Source organism: Bradyrhizobium semiaridum, assembly GCF_020329505.1.
GTDB lineage: Bacteria > Pseudomonadota > Alphaproteobacteria > Rhizobiales > Xanthobacteraceae > Bradyrhizobium > Bradyrhizobium semiaridum.
Map to the genome: position 1 here is coordinate 16,459 of NZ_JAGKJJ010000038.1, position 22,665 is coordinate 39,123.

At 65.8% G+C, this 22,665-nt stretch carries 17 protein-coding genes and 1 tRNA gene; 10 read left to right on the forward strand and 8 right to left on the reverse strand.

Features of this window, described 5'->3' with window-relative positions:
* The first annotated feature begins 90 nt into the window (after nt 1–90).
* Nucleotides 91–1,365 carry a histidine kinase gene (locus tag J6500_RS28705; RefSeq protein WP_312018248.1) on the forward strand — a complete coding sequence of 425 codons (1,275 nt, stop codon included), beginning with the start codon at nt 91–93 and terminating at the stop codon, nt 1,363–1,365.
* A 6-nt stretch (nt 1,366–1,371) separates the two neighbouring features.
* Here J6500_RS28705 and J6500_RS28710 read toward each other — a convergent pair whose 3' ends face one another.
* From J6500_RS28710 to mgtE, 5 genes are all read right to left on the reverse strand, one after another.
* Nucleotides 1,372–1,713 (reverse strand): nuclear transport factor 2 family protein, encoded by a 342-nt coding sequence (locus J6500_RS28710; protein ID WP_225716069.1) that lies wholly within the window; start codon nt 1,711–1,713, stop codon nt 1,372–1,374.
* Between the two features lie 123 nt (nt 1,714–1,836).
* Nucleotides 1,837–2,004 (reverse strand): hypothetical protein, encoded by a 168-nt coding sequence (locus tag J6500_RS28715; protein ID WP_225716070.1) that lies wholly within the window; start codon nt 2,002–2,004, stop codon nt 1,837–1,839.
* Nucleotides 2,005–2,178: 174 nt separating this feature from the next.
* Nucleotides 2,179–4,212, reverse strand: a complete 2,034-nt coding sequence (locus J6500_RS28720) for an FG-GAP repeat domain-containing protein (protein ID WP_225716071.1) — start codon at nt 4,210–4,212, stop codon at nt 2,179–2,181.
* Between the two features lie 706 nt (nt 4,213–4,918).
* Nucleotides 4,919–5,233, reverse strand: coding sequence for a helix-turn-helix domain-containing protein (locus J6500_RS28725; RefSeq protein WP_225716072.1), 315 nt, complete (start codon nt 5,231–5,233; stop codon nt 4,919–4,921).
* Between the two features lie 119 nt (nt 5,234–5,352).
* Entirely contained in the window at nt 5,353–6,771 is a 1,419-nt protein-coding gene (gene mgtE / locus J6500_RS28730) for a magnesium transporter (RefSeq protein ID WP_225716073.1), read from the reverse strand.
* A 93-nt stretch (nt 6,772–6,864) separates the two neighbouring features.
* Here mgtE and J6500_RS28735 point away from each other — a divergent pair, with 93 nt between their 5' ends.
* Both J6500_RS28735 and J6500_RS28740 read left to right on the forward strand, forming a co-directional pair.
* Nucleotides 6,865–7,671, forward strand: a complete 807-nt coding sequence (locus J6500_RS28735; RefSeq protein WP_376707872.1) for a polysaccharide deacetylase family protein — start codon at nt 6,865–6,867, stop codon at nt 7,669–7,671.
* A gap of 95 nt (nt 7,672–7,766) precedes the next feature.
* Nucleotides 7,767–9,143 carry a polysaccharide deacetylase family protein gene (locus J6500_RS28740; RefSeq protein WP_225716074.1) on the forward strand — a complete coding sequence of 459 codons (1,377 nt, stop codon included), beginning with the start codon at nt 7,767–7,769 and terminating at the stop codon, nt 9,141–9,143.
* 13 nt (nt 9,144–9,156) lie between these two features.
* Here J6500_RS28740 and J6500_RS28745 read toward each other — a convergent pair whose 3' ends face one another.
* Entirely contained in the window at nt 9,157–9,531 is a 375-nt protein-coding gene (locus tag J6500_RS28745) for a hypothetical protein (protein ID WP_225716075.1), read from the reverse strand.
* Between the two features lie 550 nt (nt 9,532–10,081).
* Here J6500_RS28745 and J6500_RS28750 point away from each other — a divergent pair.
* Genes J6500_RS28750 through J6500_RS28770 form a run of 5 tightly spaced genes read left to right on the forward strand, consistent with a single transcriptional unit; the run spans nt 10,082 to nt 20,628 of the window.
* Nucleotides 10,082–13,855, forward strand: coding sequence for a DUF4132 domain-containing protein (locus tag J6500_RS28750; RefSeq protein ID WP_225716076.1), 3,774 nt, complete (start codon nt 10,082–10,084; stop codon nt 13,853–13,855).
* The gene (locus J6500_RS28755; RefSeq protein ID WP_225716077.1) at nt 13,855–14,958 is read left to right on the forward strand and encodes an ATP-binding protein; all 1,104 of its coding nucleotides are present in this window, start codon (nt 13,855–13,857) and stop codon (nt 14,956–14,958) included. The genes J6500_RS28750 and J6500_RS28755 overlap by 1 nt, the downstream gene beginning before the upstream one ends.
* 10 nt (nt 14,959–14,968) lie before the next feature.
* Nucleotides 14,969–17,386, forward strand: a complete 2,418-nt coding sequence (locus J6500_RS28760; protein ID WP_225716078.1) for a DUF5682 family protein — start codon at nt 14,969–14,971, stop codon at nt 17,384–17,386.
* Nucleotides 17,383–18,549 carry a VWA domain-containing protein gene (locus J6500_RS28765; protein ID WP_225716079.1) on the forward strand — a complete coding sequence of 389 codons (1,167 nt, stop codon included), beginning with the start codon at nt 17,383–17,385 and terminating at the stop codon, nt 18,547–18,549. The genes J6500_RS28760 and J6500_RS28765 overlap by 4 nt, the downstream gene beginning before the upstream one ends.
* A gap of 9 nt (nt 18,550–18,558) precedes the next feature.
* Nucleotides 18,559–20,628, forward strand: coding sequence for an SWIM zinc finger family protein (locus tag J6500_RS28770; RefSeq protein WP_225716080.1), 2,070 nt, complete (start codon nt 18,559–18,561; stop codon nt 20,626–20,628).
* Between the two features lie 63 nt (nt 20,629–20,691).
* On the opposite strand, the gene J6500_RS28775 is transcribed toward J6500_RS28770, so the two are convergent.
* Nucleotides 20,692–20,776 (reverse strand) — tRNA-Leu (locus tag J6500_RS28775).
* A 97-nt stretch (nt 20,777–20,873) separates the two neighbouring features.
* On the reverse strand, nt 20,874–21,116 hold the full coding sequence (locus J6500_RS28780) for a FliM/FliN family flagellar motor switch protein (protein ID WP_171712315.1): 243 nt from the start codon (nt 21,114–21,116) through the stop codon (nt 20,874–20,876).
* Between the two features lie 60 nt (nt 21,117–21,176).
* Between J6500_RS28780 and lipB the strand changes: the two genes are divergently transcribed.
* Together lipB and J6500_RS28790 are read left to right on the forward strand one after the other, a co-directional pair.
* Entirely contained in the window at nt 21,177–21,914 is a 738-nt protein-coding gene (gene lipB / locus J6500_RS28785) for a lipoyl(octanoyl) transferase LipB (RefSeq protein WP_225716081.1), read from the forward strand.
* The gene (locus J6500_RS28790) at nt 21,914–22,576 is read left to right on the forward strand and encodes an SGNH/GDSL hydrolase family protein (protein ID WP_225716082.1); all 663 of its coding nucleotides are present in this window, start codon (nt 21,914–21,916) and stop codon (nt 22,574–22,576) included. The genes lipB and J6500_RS28790 overlap by 1 nt, the downstream gene beginning before the upstream one ends.
* Nucleotides 22,577–22,665 lie beyond the last annotated feature (89 nt).

Consider the following 22,665-nt stretch of genomic DNA (forward strand, 5'->3'; position numbering starts at 1 on the left):
TTGAAAGCGAAATCGGCAAACGGAGCCCGAATGCCAACGATCTGGAACAGACTCTCGCTTCGTGCCCGGCTGCTGCTGCCGATGGCAGCGATGGTCGTCGGCTCGCTGCTGCTCGGCGGCCTCGCCCTGCGGACCGTCTCGCCCGAGCAGTTCGAGAACGAGAACGCCGAAGGCGCCCGCTCCGCCCGCCTGGTGGCCGACGCATTGAACGCGGCGCTCGCGGCTGCCGCCAATCCGCAGCAGATTCTCGATGCGTTCGCACGCAGGCTCGGCAGCGATGAGGCAATCACGTTCGTCCCGTCCGGGTCGCGGCCGCACCGCTCCGGCACGCTCGTATCCCACGGCAGCGTTCCAGCATGGTTCGTCACGCTGGTGCAGGTTCCTCAGTTCGGCTCCGCCCATCCCATCAGGATCGGGACTGCGCATGTGGGCGACATCGTCTTCGTCCCCGACCTGACCGCCGATCTGGAGGAGAAGTGGATGGGGTTCCTTGCGATCGTGGCGTCCGGCTCGGCACTGATGCTGCTCGCCGCACTCAGCGCATATTACACGACGGGCACCGCACTCCGCCCATTGGCGCAACTCGGCACCGGCCTCACGCGCATGCGCGACGGCGATTACGACACGACCATCCCGCTGGCGGGCCCTCCGGAGATCCGCAAGAGCTGCGCGGAAGCGAACCAGCTTGCCGCGACGCTGAAGCGTCTCAGCCAGGACAACCGCGAGCTGCTGCGCAAGATCGTCGCGGTGCAGGACGAGGAGCGCCGCGAACTGGCCCGCGAACTGCACGACGAGATGGGCCCGCTGCTGTTCGCCATTCGCGCCAATGCAACGGCGCTTGTCGAGGCCGGCGCAGAGGGACCGCCCGAACCCGGCTCGCCGGCCCATGGCATCCTGAGCGCGGCCGAGGCCTTGCAGCAGGCCAATCGGCGCGTGCTCGAGGGGCTCAGTCCGCTCTACGTGGCCGAGCTCGGATTGCTTGAGAGCATCCAGGCCTCGCTGCGCAACGCGCAATCCCAGGCGCCCGGGATCCGCCTGACGTCCCGGCTCGATCCTCGTTTGGACGGTCTCGACGGCCTGCTCTCACAGACTGCCTATCGCGTCGTTCAGGAGGGCGTCACCAACGTGCTTCGGCATGCGCGGGCAACGACAATGGGAATCGCAGTCTCGATCGAGGCGAGCCAAGTCCAGATCGAGATTACCGACGATGGCGTCGGCCTGCCGCGGGACATGTCGTTCGGCCGCGGCCTGACCGGCATGCACGAACGCGTGCGCGCGCTCAATGGAACGCTTGAGCTGCTTCGCGAGCAAGGCCGCACCGTCATTCGCTGCCAGCTTCCGCTCGACCATCATGCCGCGCGCTGAGGCCTGTCACCGCGATGACGGGGCACAGCGCATGTGCGAAATCCTGCCCTGCGCGTCGAATGCAAAGGTGATCCTGACCGGCCTGCCCTCGAAGCTGAGATAATCGAGCACAACACCATCCGACCCCGGCGAGATCTCCTCAAGCCCGAATGCGTCCGGCAACAGGGTGGCGAGCTTCGGCCTCCAGTAGTCCGCGAGCGCGGACCGCCCGCTAATCCCAGCGCCTTCGCAGGCGCAGTCTAGCCGGGCGTCATCAGCATAAAGTTCAAGCATCCCGTTGAGATCACGGCTCCTGCAGCAATCCAGCCAGTCCACCACCAAAGCCATTTCATCGAAATGGTCGGCCAATTGAAAACCTCGCCAATATCGATTGTGCGCCCGTGCGGGAAGCTGAACCAGATCGGCTGAATACAGCGTGAACGCCGCTTTGGCCAGGGGCAGCCCTTGGCAGCGAGCTCGTGAACCTGCGCATTAATCCATGCGCCAGGCCCCGAGGAGGAATCTACGCTTAGGCGCAGGTCCCACCTGCTTTTTGACGTCGCGCAGATCGACTGCATAGCGTCTCATCAGCAGCTTGATCGCGACCCCGATGATGATGAACGGGGTTACGTAGATCGCGAACGCTTCGAAGCCTTTCATCACGGTCCTCCGCGATTTCGCGGTGCAGATTATCACAAGATCCCCGGAGGCAGCTCGGCAAAGATCGGGGCCGGCTTTGCCGCGATGCAGAGCCGCGAAGCATTACCGGAGGACCGCTCGGGCAACTTTCCAACACGGATCATAGTCGCTGGCCCGGCCGAGGATGCAGCTCCGTCATGCGATGTGCCAATCATTGGAAATTGTCGCGATGATGTGAGCGCCGCCGATCAGACCATTGTCCCAGATCGAAGCTGAACCGTTGTCGTTGCGCCAGAGAATGTCGACGCGGCCATTGCCGTCGTAATCGCCGGTATCCGCAATGTGCCAGCTGCCGGGCACGAGGCCCGCGCTTGCGACGATATGGGCGCCGGCGATCTGCCCGTTATCCCAGATCGAAACCGCACCATTGTCGTTTCGCCAAAGAATATCGTCGCGCGTATTGCCATCAAAGTCGCCGGTGCCGGCGATATGCCAACTGCTCGGCAGAGCCCCGGCGCTGGCGATGACGTGGGCGCCGGCGAGCTGCCCGTTATCCCAGATCGACACCGCGCCGTTGTCGTTCTGCCAGAGAATGTCGTCCTGGCCGTTGCCGTCGAAGTCGCCGGTGCCGGCGATATGCCAACTGCCCGGCACCACGCCGGCGCTGGCGATGACATGGGCGCCGGTGATCTGCCCGTCATCCCAGATCGACACTTTGCCATCATCATTTCGCCAGAGAATGTCGTCGTGACCGTTGCCGTCGAAGTCGCCGGTACCGGCGATATGCCAGCTGTTCGGAACGATGCCGGTGCCGGCGACGATATGGGCGCCGGCAACCTGGCCGTTATCCCAGATCGATACCTTGCCGTCGTCGTTTTGCCAGAGAATGTCCGTTCGGCCGTTGCCGTCGAAGTCGCCTTTGCCGCTGATGTGCCAACTGGCCGGCACGACACCCGCGCTGGAGATGATATGGGCGCCACCCAGCTGGCCGCTGTCCCACACCGACACCGTGCCGTTGTCGTTCTGCCAGAGGATATCGCTGTGGCCGTCGCCGTTGAAATCCTTCAACGGGGGAACGAGATCGAGCCGGAAAAGACTAACACCGCTGTCGTCAAAGCCGGTAACCGCCAGAAATGTCCTGCCGCCGATGACCATCGTCGACAGGGACTCCGCGCCGTTGAGGGCCAAGGCGCCGGTATCCGACACGTTCGCGACGTTTGCCAAGCTGCCGTCGGCCGCGACTCTGAACACGCTGACGCCGTCGTCATCGTGCCCGGCGGCAAACAGATACGTGGTCCCGCCGATGCTGGCCGTCGATAGATCGGTGACATTGTCGAGGTGCAGGGTCGCGTCGTCTCCCAGGTTGAAAACATTGTTGATGAAGCCGCCCGGTGGCAACAAGAAAACGCTGATCCCGTCTTCGCCGCCGCCGACGAAGATGTAGGTGTTGCCGCCAACCGACGCCGTTGCAATCGCGCTGGCGCCTCCAATCCTCAACATCGCGTTGTCCAATATGGTTTGATAAGGCGTCAGGGCGCCGGTCGGGGCGACCGTGAATGCGCTGAAAGCGCTGTCGATCGTTGCTGCCGCGAACAGATAGGTGGTGCCGCCAACAACGGCCGTGGCTAGCGCACGCACCCCCTCGAGCGCGGTGTGGAATCCGGCTCCCGGTTCGGCCGGATCGGCCCAGTGGTAAGCCGCGCCGGCACCGGCCGTTAGCGCGCCCGTAGTCGGGTTGACGAAGAAAGTGGAGATCCCATTATCGAGCACACCCGCCGCATAAAGATACTTGCTCCCACCAATTGTGACGGAGACCAGGTCGATAGCGCCCTGAAGCTGATAGATCGACGAGTCCACGTCGCGGATGTTGTGGGGCGGGTCTGTCGGCGCGGTGATCCCGCCATTGGCCGGATTGAGAGTGAGGCCGCTGATGCCGCCGTCGTTGTAGCCCGCTGCGTAAAGAAAAGCGTTGCTTCCCGCAGTGACTGAGGCGAGCGCAGTGGGGCCGCCAAATGCGGTAACACCGTTGTCCAGGAGATTGCCGGACGCCACATTGATCAGTTGGCCGGTGCCGCTGATCGAAAAAGCGCTGATCCCGGAGTCGGCGAAGCCGGATACGTAGAGGTAAGGCACCCCGCCGACGAGGACGCTGGTCACGCCAAAAGCGCCGGCGAGCAGAAGATTTGGGTTATCGAAAACGGTTGCTGTGTTGACGAGGCGAACAGCCATTGGCTTCTCCTTCACGTCGGATGCAACACAAATTGTAGAAAATATGGATATGTCCCGACAGGCGGCATTCCGTCACAAGCAAGCCTAGTGCGCCTGCTGCTGCCTTTGGACAAATTTCTCAATCACTGAGTTGCCCATCTCGTCAAGCTCCGCCGCAAAAAAATTTTCGCTTTATCCGAACGACAACTCAATGTATATATCACCTGTCTCACCCGATCGAGGGGCGCTGCGCATCGTCACGGTGTTGCGGTGAGATGCGGTGGACGCCGCGCGTGTCAGTGACGACAGCACGCGAGGCGGACGGTGAAATCGTGCAGGCCGGACGCCCTAGCGGCAGGTGTCCTCTCGCTCGATGCAATTGCGTCTTGCGAGGGCGGTGACAACAAAGCCAAGTCTCGCCGGGGTAAGCACGTATAAGCCGTAACCCATCGCGCAGGGAAAGCCGGGTTGCTTCCGGTTACACCTGTGGTCCTACCCCCGAGCTTTCTACCCATCGCTCGGGGCCCATGGGTGCGATCGGCACCCGGCTTTCCCTGCGCCCTCTGTTCGAAGAAGGGCGAAACGAAATGCAAAGCTCGGACAAATCATGTCGCGAGAATGCGAAGCTACATCCCACTCACAACTCATCGCCCGGCTCGACCGGACGCGCGTGTGGCGCACAAGCGAGATCTATTCGGAAATGATGACGGAGAACGTGCGCTCCCACTCACGCCGCCGTCGGCTCGCCCGCCAGCGCCGCGAACACTGTCTCCGGCGAATGGGCGATTACGGCGAGCAGCGCGCGGGCGGGACCACGGGGCGCGCGCTTGCCCTGCTCCCAGTTGCGGATCGTTTCGACGGGGACGCCGAGCTTGGCGGCGAATTCGAGCTGGGTGAGTTGCGCCTTTCGGCGCAGGTCGCGCACCGCAGGCTGTGCGACTGGTGCTGCGGCCGATGCCAGCTCGGACGGGACAAGCGGGATTTCCCTGCCGTCGCAGAGTTCGACGATCCGTCCGTCCGCCTTGAGACGCAAGCGCCGCATGATGGCCCCCTTCGAGATAGGTGCATCATCCACGAAGCCCGTAAAGGTCCGATTAACGATAAGCGTCCCGCGCCGGACGCGTTTGCTCCACGCGAACCACGCTGCTCGCAAACGCTGCGCTACTTCAGTCCGAACCACAGCGTGGCGATGCCGAGGAACGAGAAGAAGCCGACCACGTCGGTGACAGTCGTGACGAAGGTGCCGGAGGCGACCGCGGGGTCGGCCCGCACCCGTTCCAGCACCATCGGGATCAAAATGCCGCCGAGCGCGCCGGCAACGAGGTTGCAGATGATCGCAAGGCCAATGACGAGGCCGAGGCCGGGAATCTTGAACCAGGCCACCGCGGCAACGCCCGTGATGACGGCGAAGGCGATGCCGTTGACGAGGCCGACCATGGTTTCGCGCAGCACCACGCGCAGCGCGTTGGCGGAACCGAGCTCGCGGGTGGCAAGCGCACGCACCGCGACGGTCATGGTCTGGGTCGCGGCATTGCCGCCCTGGCTCGCGACGATCGGCGCCAACACCGCGAGCGCCACCATCTTCTCGAGCTGGCCCTCGAACAGGCCGAGCACCGACGAGGCCAGGAATGCGGTGGCGAGATTGACCAGCAGCCAGTTGAAACGGCCACGGGCGATGGTCCAGACCGTGTCGGACAGCTCTTCCGGATGGGTGACGCCGCCGAGCGCCTTCAGGTCCTCGTCGGCCTCCTCCTCGATGACGTCGACGACGTCGTCGATGGTGATGACACCGACCAGCCGGTTGGTGGTGTCGACCACGGGCGCGGCGACCAGATTGTACTTGCCGAACATCCGCGCCACCTGCTCCTGGTCCTCCAGGGCGGAGACGCGGCGGCGGTCCTCGTCGACGAGGTCGGTGATCGGTACCGGGCGGCGCGCGCGCAGCAGCACGTCGAGCGGAACCGCTCCGAGCCAGTGCTTCTCGGCGTCGACCACATAGATCTCGTAGAATCGATCAGGCAGATCGGGCGTGTCGCGCATGTAGTCGATCGCCTGGCCCACGGTCCAGTCCGGTGGCACCGCGATGAACTCGGTCTGCATCCGCCGGCCGGCGGAGTTTTCCGGGTACAGCAGGCTGCGTTCGATGTCCTCGCGCTCGGCTGCCGGCAGCTTCTCCAGGATCTCTTCCTGGTCCTCCTCGTCGAGACTTTGCAGCAGTTCGACGGCATCGTCGGATTCGAGCTCGCGGACGCCTTCGGCGACGGTCTCCGGCTCGAGTTCCTCGAGGATCTCCTCGCGGACGCTCTCGTCGACCTCGTTGAGCGCGGAAAAGTCGAAATCGGTTCCGGTGATTTCGACCAGGGTGACGCGGTCATCCGGCTCCAACGCCGCGATCAAATCGCCAAGATCGGCCGCGTGCAGTTCCGCCACCGTCTCGCACAGCACGGGGCGGTCGGCGGCGTGGATGGCGCGGGTAACCTCTGCGACGAATTCGGGGCGGAGCTGGCCCTCCTCGTCCCGCATCGGCATGCGGTCGAGCAGCGTCTCGGCGGGGCGGGCAACGTCGATATTCTCGGCCATGCCGTGATTTGCCGGTTTGACAGGAGGGGAAAAACGGGTGTGAGTAGTGCGGAACGGATTACCTAATCGGCAGGGCCCGGCGCAATGAGAAATATGTCGAGCGGAGCACGATCGATCCTGAACGCAGCCGCAGTGCTGCTCGCATTCATGCCCGCGGTGCTGGCCGCCTCTGCGCAGGCTGCCGACTGCCCGCGCAAGGATGCGCTCGGCACCGCTCGCGTGCTGGAGGTCGACCCCGCGACTTATCCGCGCGTTGGTCTGAAGAGCTTTCCGCAGACCCTTCCGCTGCAGGATCACGAGGTCGTGCTGACCTTCGACGACGGACCGACGCCTTTTGTCACCGACAAGGTGCTCACGGCGCTGGCGGCCGAATGCGTGCGCGCCACCTTCTTCATGGTCGGCCGCAATGCGGCGGACCACCCCGATATGGTCCGCAAGATCGCACGTCTCGGCCACACGATCGGCTATCACACCTGGGATCATCCGCATCTCAACAGGCTCCCGACGGATCTGGCCGAGGCCAATATCAACCGGGGGATCGAAGCGGTCGGGATGGCCTTGCGCGGAACCGCGAGCACGACCCCGGCCACGCCGTTCTTCCGGTTCCCCTATTTCGAGTCCACGCCCGAGCTGCTGAATCGCCTGGAAAGGCGCGGTATCGCGGTGTTCGGGGCTGATTTCTGGGCCAGCGACTGGGTCAGGATGACGCCAGAGGAGGAACTCAAGCTGCTCACCAGCCGGCTCGAAGCGGCGCGCAAGGGGATCATCCTGCTGCATGACCCGCAAATGCGGACAGCCGAGATGATGCCGGCGTTTCTAAGATACCTGCGTGAGCATAATTATCGCGTCGTCCACATCGTCCCGCCAGGGATGAAAACCGTGTCCGACAGATCACATTGAACCCGGCGCCCAAGCTGGATTACAGACCGTTAAGGCGGCATTCATGGCGCCACACTTAAGGATCCGCCAGTGCGTTTGGGATGCGGCCGAGATTGATGATTGCAAACGTCCTGGTGAACATCGGCAAGCGGTCGCGGACCGTGATTGGCGCCGCGTTGCTCGGCTGCTGCCTGGTGACGCCGCGGAGCGCCGTCGCCGCTGACTGCCCGAACCCCAACGCGCTCGGCACCTCGCGCACCCTCGTGGTCGATCCCCAGGAGCATCCGCGGATCGGCACCATGCAGTACCGGGAGACGCTGCCGCTCGCCGATCATGAGGTGGTGCTGACCTTCGACGACGGACCGCTGCCGAAATACTCGAACCAGGTGCTGGCGATCCTCGCCAGCCAATGCGTCAAGGCGACCTTCTTCACCATCGGCAGCCAGGCCAACGCCAATCCCGAAGGCGTGCGCAAGCTGATCGCGGCCGGGCACACCGTCGGCACCCATAGCCAGCACCATCCGCTGAACATGGACCGGATGCCGCTCGAGCGCGCCCGGCAGGAGATCGACGACGGCATCGTCTCGACACTGGCGGCGCTGAACGGCGACAGGAGCAAGCTGGCGCCGTTCTTCCGCATCCCCGGATTGATGCGCGCCGAGATCGTCGAGAACTATCTGGCCTCGCAGGGCATCCAGACCTGGAGCGCGGACTTCCCGGCCGACGACTGGCGCCACATCTCCTCGCAGCGGGTCTATGAGCTCGCGATCCAGCGCATCGAGGCCAAGCGCAAGGGCATCCTGCTGCTGCACGACATCCAGCCGCGCACCGTCGCGGCGCTGCCGCGCATCCTGGCCACGCTGAAGGAGCGCGGCTATCGCATCGTCCACGTCGTGCCGGCAACGGCGGATCGCCCGGCGACGCCGACCGAGCCGCAGCAATGGTATCTGCACCCGCCATCCGAGACGGTGGCGATCACGCTCTGGCCGAGCATTCCGAACTTCGTCTTCACGGAGACGCGGACCCTGCCGGCGCCTGTCCTTGCCGAGATGGACTGGCGTGACGCCGACCTGCTCGACCACGCGCAGCGCACCCGCCTGCCCGCGCTTCGGCCGACGGTATGGCCGCAGCCGCGCCTGGCGCAGCTCGCAGCCGCCCCGACCTTGGCGCAGCCCGGAGCCGACGTCTTCAGGATCCCTGAAGCGCTCAGCCTGACATTGCTCGCCGCCCGATCGCTGCGCAGTCAAAGGATCGCGCAGCCCGCACCGGGCGCGGCCGCACTGCGGTCGCAGGCGCTCTCGGCCCGTCAGGCAAAGCCCCCCAGGCAGGCCGCACATCAAACGCCGGCCGCAGCGCACGGCAAGCGCCGTCCCCTGCCCCTGCATGCTGCCGAAGCGCCCGAAGCGGCGAGCGCACCGGTGCGCGTCGCCAATGTGAAGAAGCGAACGCCGCGCGCGGTTGCGTCGGCGAATGCCAAACGGGTGGCCGATTAGAGCATGCTCCGCTTCAATTGGTGACGATCTTGGCGATGCAGAGCAGGATCACCAGCGCCAGGAAGAACAGATCGATATACGCCTTGACCTCGCCGGCGTGCCGGAGTTCGGTGACTCCGCCGACGATCTGCTTGCGCGAGGCGGCTGAATTGGGCCCCTCTGCGGCGGTCGAGGCCAGCCGGCGCGTTTCACCTTCCAGCCGTTCGATGCGCTGGAAGAAATAGAACGAGCGCAGCGCCGAGAACGCATGCATTCCCGCATAGACCAGCATCAGGATCGCAACGGTCGCGCGCTGCGGATATTTGTCGAGGAAGTTCAGACTGAAATAGACCAGCCCCAGGAACACGAAATTGGAGACGGCACAGTAGGCGTAGCTGAGAAACGTCATCAGGCGCTCCGGGTGGGGCTGGCTGGCGAGGGGTTGCGTGATCAAGGCAGGTACATCCGGCCGGCGACGCCGAACCGGCGGGACCATGCCATCCGCGACAATAGGTGACAGCCGTTACACGACGGCATCGATCGCAGCGCTATTCACCAAATTGCCGAGGACGAATCTGCGCCGAGGTTCGCTGCGACCCTTGGAGGGAGACAAAGACGGCAGCAAGTTCAACAGCTTGGGGCAATAACGGGGCGCCGGACCAACGTCCGCTCCTACTAATTCCTTGCGCAAAGCCTCTCGGCAGCGTTGCGATGTCGCTAAGAGCTCGCATCGGAATTGAGCCATGTCCTTTAAATCATATTGCGGAACAGGCGATACTGCGGAGGACGCCTCGCCTGTTCTTCCCGATGCAACGGCCAGTTATGGCCAGAGCCGGTCTCCAGTTCGTGCAGCCGTGATCTGCGATCGCTACAATGAACCGATTGGGTCGTCCCGAACTCAAGGGATTCTCGCCTAGCACCCGCGCCCGCAGGATCACCTTTCAATCAAGAACACACGCATGTTTGATTTTCTCAAATCGGTCATCGGCATCGGCAAATCGGTGAGACTGCCTGACACGGACGCCGACAGGGCCACGGCAACTGACATCGCGACTGACCTCGGGCGGCTGGAGACGATCAGTCCGGATCTCGCACGGCGGACGATCAGTTACGTCCTGACCGGCGAGAACAGCTCCGTGCTGCTGCAACTCGAGCAACAGGCGAATCAGGTCCAGTCCGCGCTCAGTCACCACTCATACGGGGGCAGTCCTGCGACCCAAGCCGCAGTGCAGAAGGCGGCCCTCGCCCGCAGCAATGTCCTCAAGCGGCAACATGGGCGGCAAGCCGTCTGGATCCGTCGCTATTTCGAGGTCATCACCTCGGGGCAAAAGGGGACGCGCTATGGCCTCTACGGCCATCAAGGACCGAGCCCGCTTTGGCTCCGGGGCTTCCTGTCCTACAGGATCGACCAGGCCGAGCGCACCGATCTCACCACGATCCTGAATTGGCGCGATGAGGGCGACAACGCAACGGTGCTTGCGCTGGACTTGCTCGTTCTGGAGAAGAGCAGCCCGTACTATTTCCACAATTACGACGTCGGATCGAAGTTTGACTTCAAGACCGCCTTGCCCGCCGAGAAGCCGGCGGTCATTGCCGCATTCGAAAAATACGATCGCCCGGCGCAAGCCACCGTCATCCAGATCCTGAAGCAGTTCGATCTGATCCGGGGCGAATATTTCGACTTCGCCTATCAGCAATACCTGTCGTCCACCAGCAAGGCGGTTCGCGAGGCGGCCCAGAACGCGCTGCTGGCCGCACCACCCGAGCAACTGGCGGCAAGCGCAACGCAGACCCTGGCCGATGGCAACCCGACGGCGCGCGCGCAGGCCGCGCAGCTTCTGCCGCTGGTGATGGGCGAAGACGCGCGAGCTCTGCTCGAAAGCCATCTCGCCAAGGAGACGTCGAAGACGGTCCGCAAGATCATCGAACTCGGCATCGGATCGGCGGTCGTCAGCGATGACGCGGCCCAGATCCCGCGCACCTTGAATGCCGACGGCGCCGAAGGCTACCTCGCCGCCGACGGCACCGAGGTGCTGTCGCCGCCGCTCGCGCCGATGCCGGGACCGACGCGGCTGCCAGAGAGCGTCGCCGCGGGGTTTCGCGGCCTGCTCGACAAGGCCTACGGCCAGTGGCTGAAGAACTACGAAAACCAGATGGAGCGACGCGAGAAGGCGACGCCCGAGCAGCGCAAGAACTGGCACGTGCCGACCGCGCCCAAACCAGTCGATCACGCTGTCGCCGATCGCTACTGCGCGTTCCTTGCCTCGGACGACCCGATCGATCAGGACGCAATCAAGGAGATCGGCAACGTCGCGCCGTTCGCGTCCTACAGCACCGGCGCCACCGCGGCCGATCCGCCGTTCAACGATCCGGAACTGACGCTATGGCACCTCGGCCGCGCGCGCTCGATCGAAGCGCTCGGCACCAGCAACCACTACTGGTTGACCGGAAACCTGCTGAACGGCCAGGGCGTCATCCCGGCATCGATCCATGCCCGCTTGACCAACGGCTTCGACCTGCGGACGGTCGCCGCCTTTATGCAGTCGCGCGTACCCGCGAAAACGCTGGCCGTCCACGCGCTGACTGCCGGTGTCTCCGAAGACCTGCCCCCGCAAGCGATCTGGCCCTACCTCGCGGCTCAGTTCGACGTGCTCGACCAGGCGCTTGGCCAGGTGGCGGCAACGGATTTTCGCGACCTGCCGTCCTTGAATGCGCTCGGCCTGCTCGGCCTGTTTCCGAAGCTGCCCGCGCGCTATTTCAACACCGTGCTGACGCACGCGCTGTCATCCAAGAAGTCGCTCAACAAGCCCGCTCGCGCGCTGCTGCTCGGCATCGATGGCATCGAGCAGCGTCTGCTGCCCTTCCTGTCGGACAGCAAGCAGGATGTCCGCTCCGGCGTCGCCGACATGCTCGGCGCGATCGGGGCCGAGGCCGCCGTCGAGCCGCTCAAGAAGGCACTCGGCAAGGAGAAATCCGAACTGGTGCGGGCCTCCCTGCTCGGCGCGCTGCGCCGTCTCAAGGTCGATATTTCGAGCTACGTCTCGCCGGAGATCCTGACCAAGGAAGCCGCGGCCGGTCTGAAGGGCAAGAAAGCCAAGGACATCGATTGGTTTCCGCTCGACAGCCTTCCCACGCTCACCTGGGCCGGCGGCGGCGCCGTTCCGGCGGACGTTCCGCGCTGGTGGATTGCGCTCGCCGGCAAGCTCGCGCAGCCCGGCGGCAATACGCTGTTTGCGCTCTGGCTCGATGAGCTCAGTCCCGAGAGCGCCGAGGCATTCGGCCGCCACATCCTCGGCAGCTTCCTTCGCTACGACGCCACGCACTGCTCCGAAGACGAAGCCAATGCGCACGCCAAGGCCCGCGCCCAGCAGCGCTACGACCAGTATCAGGAATACGCCAGGCGCTGGAACAACGAGTTCTACCGGTCCTACACCTATGAGAAGGCGTTCGCCGATCTGCGCGCCGAGAAGCTCGGGATCTATCTCAACAACGCCCATGCCGACCGCGGCATCCTCGGGCTCGCGGTGCGCGCCGAGGGCACCTTCGCGGTGCAGATGGTCCGCACCTACATGCGCGATCATTACAAGCGGGTCTCGCAGGTCAAGGCGCTGACCGAATATCTCAGCGGCAACCAGTCAACGGCAGCGCTGCAGCTGCTGCTATCGATCGCCCGTCGCCATCGCACCAATTCGGTGCAGGTGCTGGCGCAAGCGCTGGTCGAGCGGATCGCCGACGAGCGGGGCTGGAGCACCGACGAACTCGCCGACCGCACCATCCCGACCGCAGGCCTCGACGAGCGCGGCATTCTCGACCTCGAGATCGGCACCCGTCTCTATCAGGTCAAGCTTGACGAGGAAGACGTGCTCACGCTGTACAACCCGGACGGCAAGGTGGTGAAGAGCCTGCCGCAGGTCAGCGAAGGGCCGGACAAGGAAAGTGCCGGCGAAGCCAAGAAGGCGCTCGCCAACGCCAAGAAGGAATTGAAGCAGGTCCACGAATTCCAAGCCAAGCGGCTGTACGAAGCACTCTGCGTCGGCCGGCGCTGGCAGCCTGCCGAATGGAAGCGCTTCCTGCTCGAACACCCGATCGTCGGACGGCTGGTGCAGCGGCTGATCTGGCTCGGCCTCGACGCGGACGGCAACATCGTCGCCTCGTTCCGGCCGCTCGAGGATCTGTCACTGACCGACAGCAGCGACAACGCTGTCGATCCCGAATCTTTCGCCGGCATCCAGCTGGCGCACCGTTCGCTGCTCACAGGCGAACAGAGCGAAGCCTGGAAGCAGCACCTCGCCGACTACAAGGTCGAGCCGCTGTTCAACCAGCTCGACCGCCCGGTGCTGACGGGCGCGGCCGGAACTTCGATCGACGATCGCGCCGGCCACATCATCGAGGCCTTCAAGCTGCGCAGCGCGGCGCAGAAGCTCGGCTATGAGCGCGCCCAGGCCGAGGATGGCGGCTGGTTCACGCAATACCTCAAGCCGTTCGCGGGTGTCGGGATCAACGCCGTGATCGAGTTCACGGGATCACCGCTGCCTGAGGAAAATCGTGCCGTGGCGCTGGTCGCAGCCAAATTCGTGCGCGCGCGCAAGGGCGGCCGGTCGACCTATGGCACGCAGCTTCCGCTGAGCGACGTGCCGCCGGTGCTGCTCAGCGAGGTCTGGAACGATTTGCATCAGATCGCCACCACCGGCAGCGGATTTGCCGAGGACTGGCGCAACAAGGTGGCCTGGTAATGGAACAACGAAATGCATTGCAGCTGCGCCCGAGCGCCGAAGCCCGGTTCGCGGACGAACTCGCGGCACTGAAGGCCGCCGATCAAGGCCGCCGGCCGCCGGGATGGGCGCTCTCCGCGCGCGCGGTGCGCAGCTTCATCCTCGGCGATAGCAAGCTATCCGTGCGCCGCAAATTCTACGGCGACGATGCGCTGGTCGAACGTGCGCTGGTTGCGCTGATGAGCGAGCAAGGCCTGATGCTGGTCGGCGAGCCCGGCACCGCCAAGTCGATGCTGTCGGAATTGCTGGCGGCCGCGATCAGCGGCTCCTCGATGCTGGTGGTGCAGGGATCGACCGGCGTCACCGAGGATCACGTCCGCTACGGCTGGAACTATGCGTTGCTGATCGCCGAGGGGCCGACGCCGCGCGCGCTGGTGCCTTCCCCGGTGATGGAAGCGATGCGGCTCGGCCGCATCGTCCGCGTCGAAGAGCTGACACGATGTCCGCCGGAAATTCAGGACGTGCTGATCTCGGTGCTGTCGGAAAAGGTGATGTCGGTGCCCGAGCTCGGCGAGAGCGCCAGTGTCTACGCCGCGCCGGGCTTCTCGGTGATCGGCACCGCCAACCTGCGCGACCGCGGCGTGCACGAGATGTCGAGCGCGCTGAAGCGCCGCTTCAACTTCGAGACCGTGCTGCCGCTGACCGATCCGGCGCTGGAGACGGAGCTGATCCGTCAGGAAGTCGGCAAGCGGCTCGGACAGGCCGAGATCGCCGTCAACTTCCCCGACGAAGTCACCGATCTGCTCGTCACCACCTTCCAGGATCTGCGCCGCGGCCAGACCAAGGACAATGTGCCGCTGTCAAAGCCGTCGGCGGTGATGTCGACGGCGGAGGCCGTCAACATCGCGCATGCAGCGGCGCTCGAAGCGGCGTTCCTCGGCAATGGCGACGTCGGCGGCGCCCATATCGGGCGGCAGTTGCAGGGCGTCATCGTCAAGGACAATGCGGAGGATGTGAAGAAGGTCCGCGCCTATGTCGATCATATCGTCAAGGAGCGGGCCCGCCGCAGCAAGGTGTGGTCGGATTTTCTCGGCGCGGTGAAGGCGATGAAGGACGAGAGCTGAGGCTCGCGGCATGACCGTACTCGATCCGGCCGCGACCGCCATCCGCCTGTTTGATAGCGAACGCGACCTGCACTTCTTCCCGATCCGACATCACTCGCCGGCCTGCGCGCTGCATCTGCGCGAGGCGCTGCGTGCGATCCGTCCCGCCACCGTGCTGATCGAGGGACCGGTCGACTTCGAACCGCTGATCACTGAGCTGCTCGCCCCCGGCGTCGTGCCGCCGGTTGCCATGGTGGCGTTGCCTGATGGGGCCAAGAAGGGCCGCGGCGGCACCACCTACTATCCGATCTGCCGGCATTCGCCCGAATTCATCGCGATCCGAGAGGCGAGCGAGCTCGGCGCCACCGTCCGCTTCATCGATCTGCCGTCTCGCCATGCCGCGATGCTGTCCGATCGCAGACACCGGCCGGACCAGCCGCTGCTGCCGATGCGGGAGGTGATGTTCGACCGCGGCGCCTATGTCGACGCGATGTGCGCGCGGACCGGCTTTCGCGATGGCTTTGCGTTGTGGGACGGGCTGTTCGAGGCCCGCGCACGCGGCACCGACTGGCGCGGTTTCTTCGCCAGCGTCGGCGCCTATTGCTCGGCGTTGCGCGCGGCGTCGGACCCGGATGAATTGCAGACGGACGGAACGCTGCCGCGCGAAGCCATGATGCGCGCCTGCATCCAGGACGCGATCGCAGCGCGCACCGGGCCGATCGCCGTCGTCACCGGCGGCTTTCACACGCCGGCCCTGATCGATGCGCAGGCGGAGTCGGTGCGCCCGGCCGGTGCCGCCGCGCGTTCGAATGCCTGGCTGATCCGTTACGACTTCCGCGCGCTCGACCGGTTGAACGGCTACGGCGCCGGCCTGCCGCTGCCGGGCTTTTACGAGCGCGTCTGGCAGCGTCTGATTGGAGACGGCGGCGAGACCGGAGACTCGCTGACTGAAGACATCCTGGTCGGCTTCCGTGCGCATCTGATCGAAAGCGAGCCGGCGCTGGCGTTCTCGTTCCCGACGCTGCGATCCATGGTCGAGACAGCCCGGCGTCTCGCCGAGCTGCGCGGGCTCAGCGAGCCCGGACGCACCGAGCTGTTCGACGCGTTGCAATCGTCCGCCATCAAGGAGGAGATCGAGGTCGGCGCGCATCCGTTGCTCGCCGCCTTCACGACCTATCTGCAGGGCGACCGGCTCGGCGATCTGCCGCCGGGCAGCCGGCTGCCGCCGCTGATCGAACGGGCGCGCGCGGAAGCGAGGTCGTTCGGCCTGTCGCTGGAAGACGCCGTAGCGAAGACGCGCGAGCTGGACATCTATCGCAAATCCCGCCATGGCCAGACCAGCCGGTTCCTGCACGCGATGCGACTGGTCGCGCCGCCCTTTGCCGAGCGCCTCAAGGGTCCCGACCGGGTGCACGGCTTCCGCGCCGACATGCTGATGGAGACCTGGACCTACGCCTGGTCGCCGGCCGTCGAGGCCGCGCTGATCGAGCGGGCGGCCGACGGCGAAACCGTGCGCGATGTTGCCGCCACGATCCTGATCCGGCGCCTCGGCGATCTCGAGCGCGAAGGCCAGTGCAACAACGCCGCGGCGGCGTTCAATCTCCTCAGCATTGCCTTCGACGCCGGGATCGGCAGCGCCGCAGACACGCTGGTCGCCGCCGTCAGCACCGCCGTCGGCGCCGACACCAACCTGTTGCGGCTGACCAATGCTCTCGTCATGGGTCAGGCGCTCGACAGCCGCGCCAAGGCGATGCAGTCCGACGGCACCGTCAAGGCATTCGCCGATCTGCTCCCGCCGCTGCTCGACAGGCTGGCGCGGCGGATCGCCGAGCTGCTGCCTGACCTTGCCGCCGTCAACGCCGACACGGTCGGCGAAGCGATCGCTTGCCTTGCGGCGCTGGCGGAGGCGATGGCCGATCCCGATCCGCCATTCCCGGCCCGGCCGTTGCGCGATGCGCTGCAGGGCCTGATGGCCGCGCAACTCGATCCGCAACTGACCGGCGCCGTCATCGCGCTGGCCGCTCTGATTGGACTGGTCGACGAGGCGGAGGCCGGCCGGCGTCTGTCGGCCGCGCTGGCCGGCGCCTTCGAGCGCCCCGGCGACGCGATCCGCACGTTGTCCGGCGTGATGGCGCTGGCGCCGCAGCTGTTCGTCAACGACAGCAGCGTCATCACGGCGATCGACAATCTGTTCGGTGCGGTCGATGACCAGGGCTTCCTCGACCTGCTGCCGCAACTGCGTATGGCCTTCGCCGAGCTCTCGCCGCAGGAGACCGACAAGGTCGCCGCGATCGTCGCGGCCGCACACGGCGCCGGCGAGGACGACATCGCGCTGCTGCAGCAGGTGCCGGATGCGCGCGTACTGACGGATCATCTGGCGCTCAGCGAACGCCTGCGCGGCCAATGGCAGGCCGACGGCCTCGCCGCCTGGCTGGGGCCTGCGCCATGACGCCGCCGAACGACCGCCCCACGCAACCGCTATCCGCCGACCAGACGCGCCGCCTGCTGCGCTGGCGCATGGCGCTCGGGCGCTATGCCGACAACCAGCTCGGCAGCTCCGGCCTCTCGGCCGAGGATCTGCGCCGCGATCAGTTGCTCGAACGCATCTATGCCGAACGCTCCCGGCAGCGTGGCTTGCGTCTCGGCAGCGGCCGCAAGGGCTCGCTCGATCCGAGCCAGATCACAATTCCCGACTGGCTCAACGACAGCCGCAAGCTGTTTCCTGCTTCGGTGTTCGAGACCATCCAGGGCCATGCACTGAACGATCTCGGCCTCGCCGGATTGTTCGCAAGTCCCGCCGCGCTGCAGAAGCTGGAGCCCAATCTCGATCTGATGAAGGTGCTGCTCGCCTTCAAGGGCAAGGCCGACAAGGACCTCGTCGAGGCGATCCGCCGCGTCGTCGATGCCGTGGTCGAGGATCTGAAGCGGAAGTTGAAGGCCGAGATGGAGCGCGCATTGTCCGGCCGGCGCGATCGCTTCCGCCGCGGCAAGCTGCGCTCGGCGGCCAATCTCGACCTGCGTCGCACCATCCGCGACAATCTCAGGCACTTCAGTCCCGAGCACAAGGCCGTCATCGCCGAGCGGCTGCACTTCGTGTCTCGGCAGAAGCGGCGGATGCCGTGGACCATCATCCTGTGCGTCGACCAGAGCGGCTCGATGCTGAACTCGCTGATCCATGCCACCGTGATGGCTTCGATCCTTGCGGGTCTGCCGGCCGTCGACGTTCGCTTCATCGCCTTCGACACCTCGATCGTCGACATGTCGGACAAGCTCGCCGATCCGGTCGACCTCTTGCTGTCCGTGCAGCTCGGCGGCGGCACCGACATCGCGCGCGCCATGACCTATTGCGAGAGCCTCGTCGTCAACCCGACCCGAACCGTGATCGCGCTGATCAGCGATTTCGAGGAAGGCGGCTCGCTTACCGAACTGCTGCGCTGCGTCCGGCGGCTGGCGGAAGCGCGCACCCGGCTGATCGGCCTTGCCGCACTCGATACGAATGGCGAGGCGATGTTCGACCGCTCGACCGCCGCGAAGCTGTCTGGCCTTGGCATGCACGTCGCAGCGATGACGCCCGACCGCTTTGCCGAATGGCTGGTCGGCATCATGGATTAGAGGCTCGTGATGTCCGCGCTGATCCCACTCTATGCCCAGATCGACGATGCCGCGCTGGAGGCGATGGCCTCCAAGGGCATCGTTCGGCGGGCGCGCGCCGATGCGGCCAATGTGACGTTCGAAGCGCTCGACGCCGACGAAATCGTCGGAACGATCGAGGGCGCCACGGTGCGGCTCGACGCCAAGGGCCTCGCCAAGGCCCGCTGCACCTGCCCCGCCGCGACGCTGTGCCGGCACAAGCTCGCGGTGGTATTCGCGTTGCGGACGCAGGCCGGTGCGCCGGCGGCCGCCGCACCGGTTGCCGAGATCGATTGGCCCGGCCGCCTCGCGACGTTCGATCGCAAGATCCTGCTCAAGGCCGTCGGCAAGACCGGCCTGCGCGAGGCGCTACGATTGCTCGCTCTCACCGAGGCTATGACCATCGACGCCGGCCAAGCGACGCTCAAGGTCGTGCTGCGATTGAAGGCCGAGGAGATCGAGGTCGCGATCCCCGGCCAGGGCGATTTCGGCTCGGTCGTATCAGGTCTGGCCGAGCGCCGCCGACCGGCCGGCCATGCCGCCGCGATCCTCGCCGCGCGCCGCCATTTCGGCCACGACGCCATCGAGATCGACGATGCGGAAGCTGCGTCCGAACAGGCGACGCTGGCACCCGATCCGGCGTTGCTCGGCATCATGCAGGATGTGGTCTGCCGCGCCTATGCGCAGGGCTTTGCCGTCCCCTCGCGCGCGCTCGAGGAGCGGTTGATGTTGCTGGCTGTGTCGAGCCGCGCCGAGGCCATGCCGCGGCTGTCGGCCAGCCTGCGGCGCGTCGCCGAGGGGCTGGAGCAGCGCCGTGCGCGGAACGTCAATCATGATCCGGTCGAGCTGCTGCGCGAGCTCGCTTTTGCCCACGCGTTGCTGTTCGCGGTTTCGCAAACCAAGGATGACGCGCGCCTGCGTAAGCTCGCCGGAACAGTGCGTGCCGAATACGAGCCGATCGGCGATGTCGAACTGATTGGCCTTGGCGCCACCATGTTCGAGACCATCACGGGCGCGGCCGGCGTGACCGGTCATTTCGTCGAGCCGGCGACGGGACGGCGGCTCACCGCGACACTTGCACGGAGCACCACCCACGACACGCGCTTCGACCCGCGTGACGGCTATCGCAACCAGGCGGTCTGGGGCCAGACGCTGGCACGGCTGTCGTCGTCGACATTCCGCCTCACCGGCGCGCAGGCGTCCTCCACCGGCCGGCTCTCGCTGTCGCAGACCAGCCGCGCGGAGACGATCCAGCCGTTCAAGCCAAGCCGCGAGCTGGTCGCCAACTGGACGCAGGATGCTTCGCTCGCCGCCCTCGCTCATGCGTCATGGCCGATGCTGGCCGATCATCTGTCGCGCTGTTTCGCGCCGACGCTCGATGCACCGCCGCCCTCGGCACAGCCGCTCGTGCTGCTTCCGAGCCGGATCGCGCCGGTGGCCTTCGACGATCTGAGCCAGCGGCTGCGCTGGCCGCTGATGGATGCGAGCGGCGCCTGGATTGCGCTCACGCTCGAGCATGACGACGAGGGCCGCGGCCTCGGCGCCCGCCGTATCGCCGCGCTCGAAGCCGCGCTCGGCGACGGCGGCACCAAACGGCCCTTCGCTATCGTCGCGATCGCGCGGCCCGAGGCGGGCAAGATGGTGCTGGAGCCGATCGCACTGTGGGGCGACGGCCAGATGGCGCTCGATTTCCCCGAGCGTGCCCCGACGCCGGGCAAGGACGTGGTCTCCCGCCTCATGGCCGGCCTGCGACGGACCGTCGCCCAATTCGCGCCGCCTCCTCCGGCCGACCTCTCCGTGCGCCAGACCGCCCGCCTGCTGCAAGGCGGCCTCGATGCGCTGATCGGATTCGCGGAAGCCGGCCTCCACGCCTCGGCGCGCGACCGCCTGCTGGCGCCCCTGGCGAAGACCTATCAGCTCGCGTCGCTTGCACCGCTGGCCCATTTGGTCTCGCGCACCATCGCAAGCCACGACAGCGACACATCCGCGGCAGCACTGGCCACCGCGCAGGGCCTGTTCACGCTGCAAGGCTTCACCAGCCGGCTTCAGGTCTGGACGTGACGGGGCACAGGGCGCTGAGCAGCCAAGCCCCGGAAAACCATGCAATTTAGGGGTCACAAGGTTTGGTGCGCTCGGAGGGACTCGAACCCCCACGGTGTTACCCACTGCCACCTCAAGGCAGCGCGTCTACCAATTCCGCCACGAGCGCTGGGATGCCGGTTGGAACCCAAGGGGTGCCGCCGGATCGACGGCGCGATGTAACAAATCGCGGATGCAGGGACAAGGGCGTTAAGTGAGCGAATTAACTACCTGACATCGGGGGATTTCGGCAGCATCTGCTTGACTTCGACCGCGATTCTGTTGCGGTCGACCAGAACCACGCCGCTGGCGACCGGGAGGTTGTTGGCGAGGATCTTGACCTCGTCGGCCTCGGTGGCATCCAGTTCGATGATGGCGCCGCGGGACAGCCGCATCACCTGGTGAATCGGCATCGTGGTGGTGCCGAGGACCACCATGAGATTGACGCTGACTTTGTCGAGGGTGGCCACTTCTGAACCGCCGGATGGGAACTAAATTGTGGGTTCACCTGACCACGCTAGGGTTAGCCAATGGTTAACGAGCGCCAAAGCCTTGATTTGACACGTTTTGCGCTGGCCGCGGGCCATCGCGAGGTGGAGTGGCGGATTTCGGACCAGCAGGTCGCGTACCCCGATTCCCTCGCTGCCATGGACGCCCGGGTCGCCGCCATCGCCGCCGGCACCGCGGCGGAGCAGGTGTGGCTGCTGGAGCACCCCCCGCTTTACACTTCCGGCACCAGCGGCAAGGCCGACGACCTGCTCGATCCGCGCTTTCCGACCTTTCAGAGCGGCCGCGGCGGCCAGGTCACCTATCACGGCCCCGGCCAGCGAATCGCTTACGTGATGCTCGACCTGAAGCGGCGCCGGCCGGACGTGCGCGCCTATGTCGCCTCGCTGGAGGAATGGATCATCCGAACGCTCGCTTCCTTCAACGTCCGCGGCGAGCGCCGCGAGGACCGCGTCGGGGTTTGGGTCAAGCGCCCGGACAAGGGGCCGGGACACGAGGACAAGATCGCAGCGATCGGCGTCCGGCTGCGGCGCTGGGTCTCGTTTCACGGCATCGCCATCAATGTCGAGCCGGACCTTGCGCACTTCCAGGCGATCGTGCCCTGCGGCGTGGTCGATCCGCGCTACGGCGTCACCTCGTTGGTCGATCTCGGCCTGCCCGTCACCATGGCCGATGTCGACATCGCGCTCCGGCAGGCCTTCGTCGAGGTATTCGGCGCCGCCGCGCCGCGCCGCGCCGGCGAACAGCCTGCCCTCACCTGATGCGCGCCCGCTTCCTGGTCGCCTTCGTCATCCTGATTGCCGCCGGGCTGCTGTTTCACTTTCTGCAAGCGCCGACGGCCGAGCGCCGCGAACGGGAAATGCTACAGCGGATCGAGGATTTCACCGCGGGCCAAGGCAGCGTGAAGCCGGTCGTCTTCCTCGGCGACAGCCTGGTCGAGCATGCGAGTTTCTCGCCGTCCATCTGCGGGCGGCCGGTGATCAATGCAGGCTATTCCGGCGCGGTCGCGAGCGGCGTGCTTCGCCTCGTCGAGGCGTTCGATCGCATCCGGTTTTCGCCGGCCGTGCTGGTGATCTCGGTCGGCGTCAACGACAGCATCGTGGTCGACCGCCGTCCGTTCGCGGAGACCTATCCGGAGATCATACAGCGGGCGGCTGCGCTCGGCGGTAAGGTGTTCGCGGTGTCACTGGCGCCGATCGCCAGACCGGGCTCGCTGGCCGACGAGGTTGACCGTTCCCGCTTCGCGGAGATCGACCGAGTGATCCGCGAGACCGCGCGCGAACGTGCAATCCCGCTGATCGATGTCGGCACGCTGCGAACCCGGACAAGCCCGCTGGTCGCGGATGGCGTGCATCTCAGCCAGGACGGCTACGCCGCCTGGACCGGCACGATCGAGACCGCGCTCAACGGGCAGTGTCCGTGAGCTGAATGGCAAACCGGCCGCAGCGTCGCTCAAGCGGCCACTTGAACTTCGCCGCCGGCATGTTTTCCGGCGCCCGACCAGTACACGGC

What these genes read in the sequence shown, in the direction of transcription:
- J6500_RS28765 (WP_225716079.1), top strand. Translation starts at nt 17,383, where the DNA reads ATGACGCCGCCGAACGACCGCCCCACGCAACCGCTATCCGCCGACCAG.
- J6500_RS28770 (WP_225716080.1), top strand. Translation starts at nt 18,559, where the DNA reads ATGTCCGCGCTGATCCCACTCTATGCCCAGATCGACGATGCCGCGCTG.
- J6500_RS28740 (WP_225716074.1), top strand. Translation starts at nt 7,767, where the DNA reads ATGATTGCAAACGTCCTGGTGAACATCGGCAAGCGGTCGCGGACCGTG.
- J6500_RS28715 (WP_225716070.1), bottom strand. Translation starts at nt 2,004, where the DNA reads ATGAAAGGCTTCGAAGCGTTCGCGATCTACGTAACCCCGTTCATCATC.
- J6500_RS28750 (WP_225716076.1), top strand. Translation starts at nt 10,082, where the DNA reads ATGTTTGATTTTCTCAAATCGGTCATCGGCATCGGCAAATCGGTGAGA.
- J6500_RS28745 (WP_225716075.1), bottom strand. Translation starts at nt 9,531, where the DNA reads ATGACGTTTCTCAGCTACGCCTACTGTGCCGTCTCCAATTTCGTGTTC.
- J6500_RS28720 (WP_225716071.1), bottom strand. Translation starts at nt 4,212, where the DNA reads ATGGCTGTTCGCCTCGTCAACACAGCAACCGTTTTCGATAACCCAAAT.
- lipB (WP_225716081.1), top strand. Translation starts at nt 21,177, where the DNA reads ATGGTTAACGAGCGCCAAAGCCTTGATTTGACACGTTTTGCGCTGGCC.
- J6500_RS28705 (WP_312018248.1), top strand. Translation starts at nt 91, where the DNA reads ATGGTCGTCGGCTCGCTGCTGCTCGGCGGCCTCGCCCTGCGGACCGTC.
- J6500_RS28790 (WP_225716082.1), top strand. Translation starts at nt 21,914, where the DNA reads ATGCGCGCCCGCTTCCTGGTCGCCTTCGTCATCCTGATTGCCGCCGGG.
- J6500_RS28735 (WP_376707872.1), top strand. Translation starts at nt 6,865, where the DNA reads ATGTCGAGCGGAGCACGATCGATCCTGAACGCAGCCGCAGTGCTGCTC.
- mgtE (WP_225716073.1), bottom strand. Translation starts at nt 6,771, where the DNA reads ATGGCCGAGAATATCGACGTTGCCCGCCCCGCCGAGACGCTGCTCGAC.
- J6500_RS28725 (WP_225716072.1), bottom strand. Translation starts at nt 5,233, where the DNA reads ATGCGGCGCTTGCGTCTCAAGGCGGACGGACGGATCGTCGAACTCTGC.
- J6500_RS28760 (WP_225716078.1), top strand. Translation starts at nt 14,969, where the DNA reads ATGACCGTACTCGATCCGGCCGCGACCGCCATCCGCCTGTTTGATAGC.
- J6500_RS28755 (WP_225716077.1), top strand. Translation starts at nt 13,855, where the DNA reads ATGGAACAACGAAATGCATTGCAGCTGCGCCCGAGCGCCGAAGCCCGG.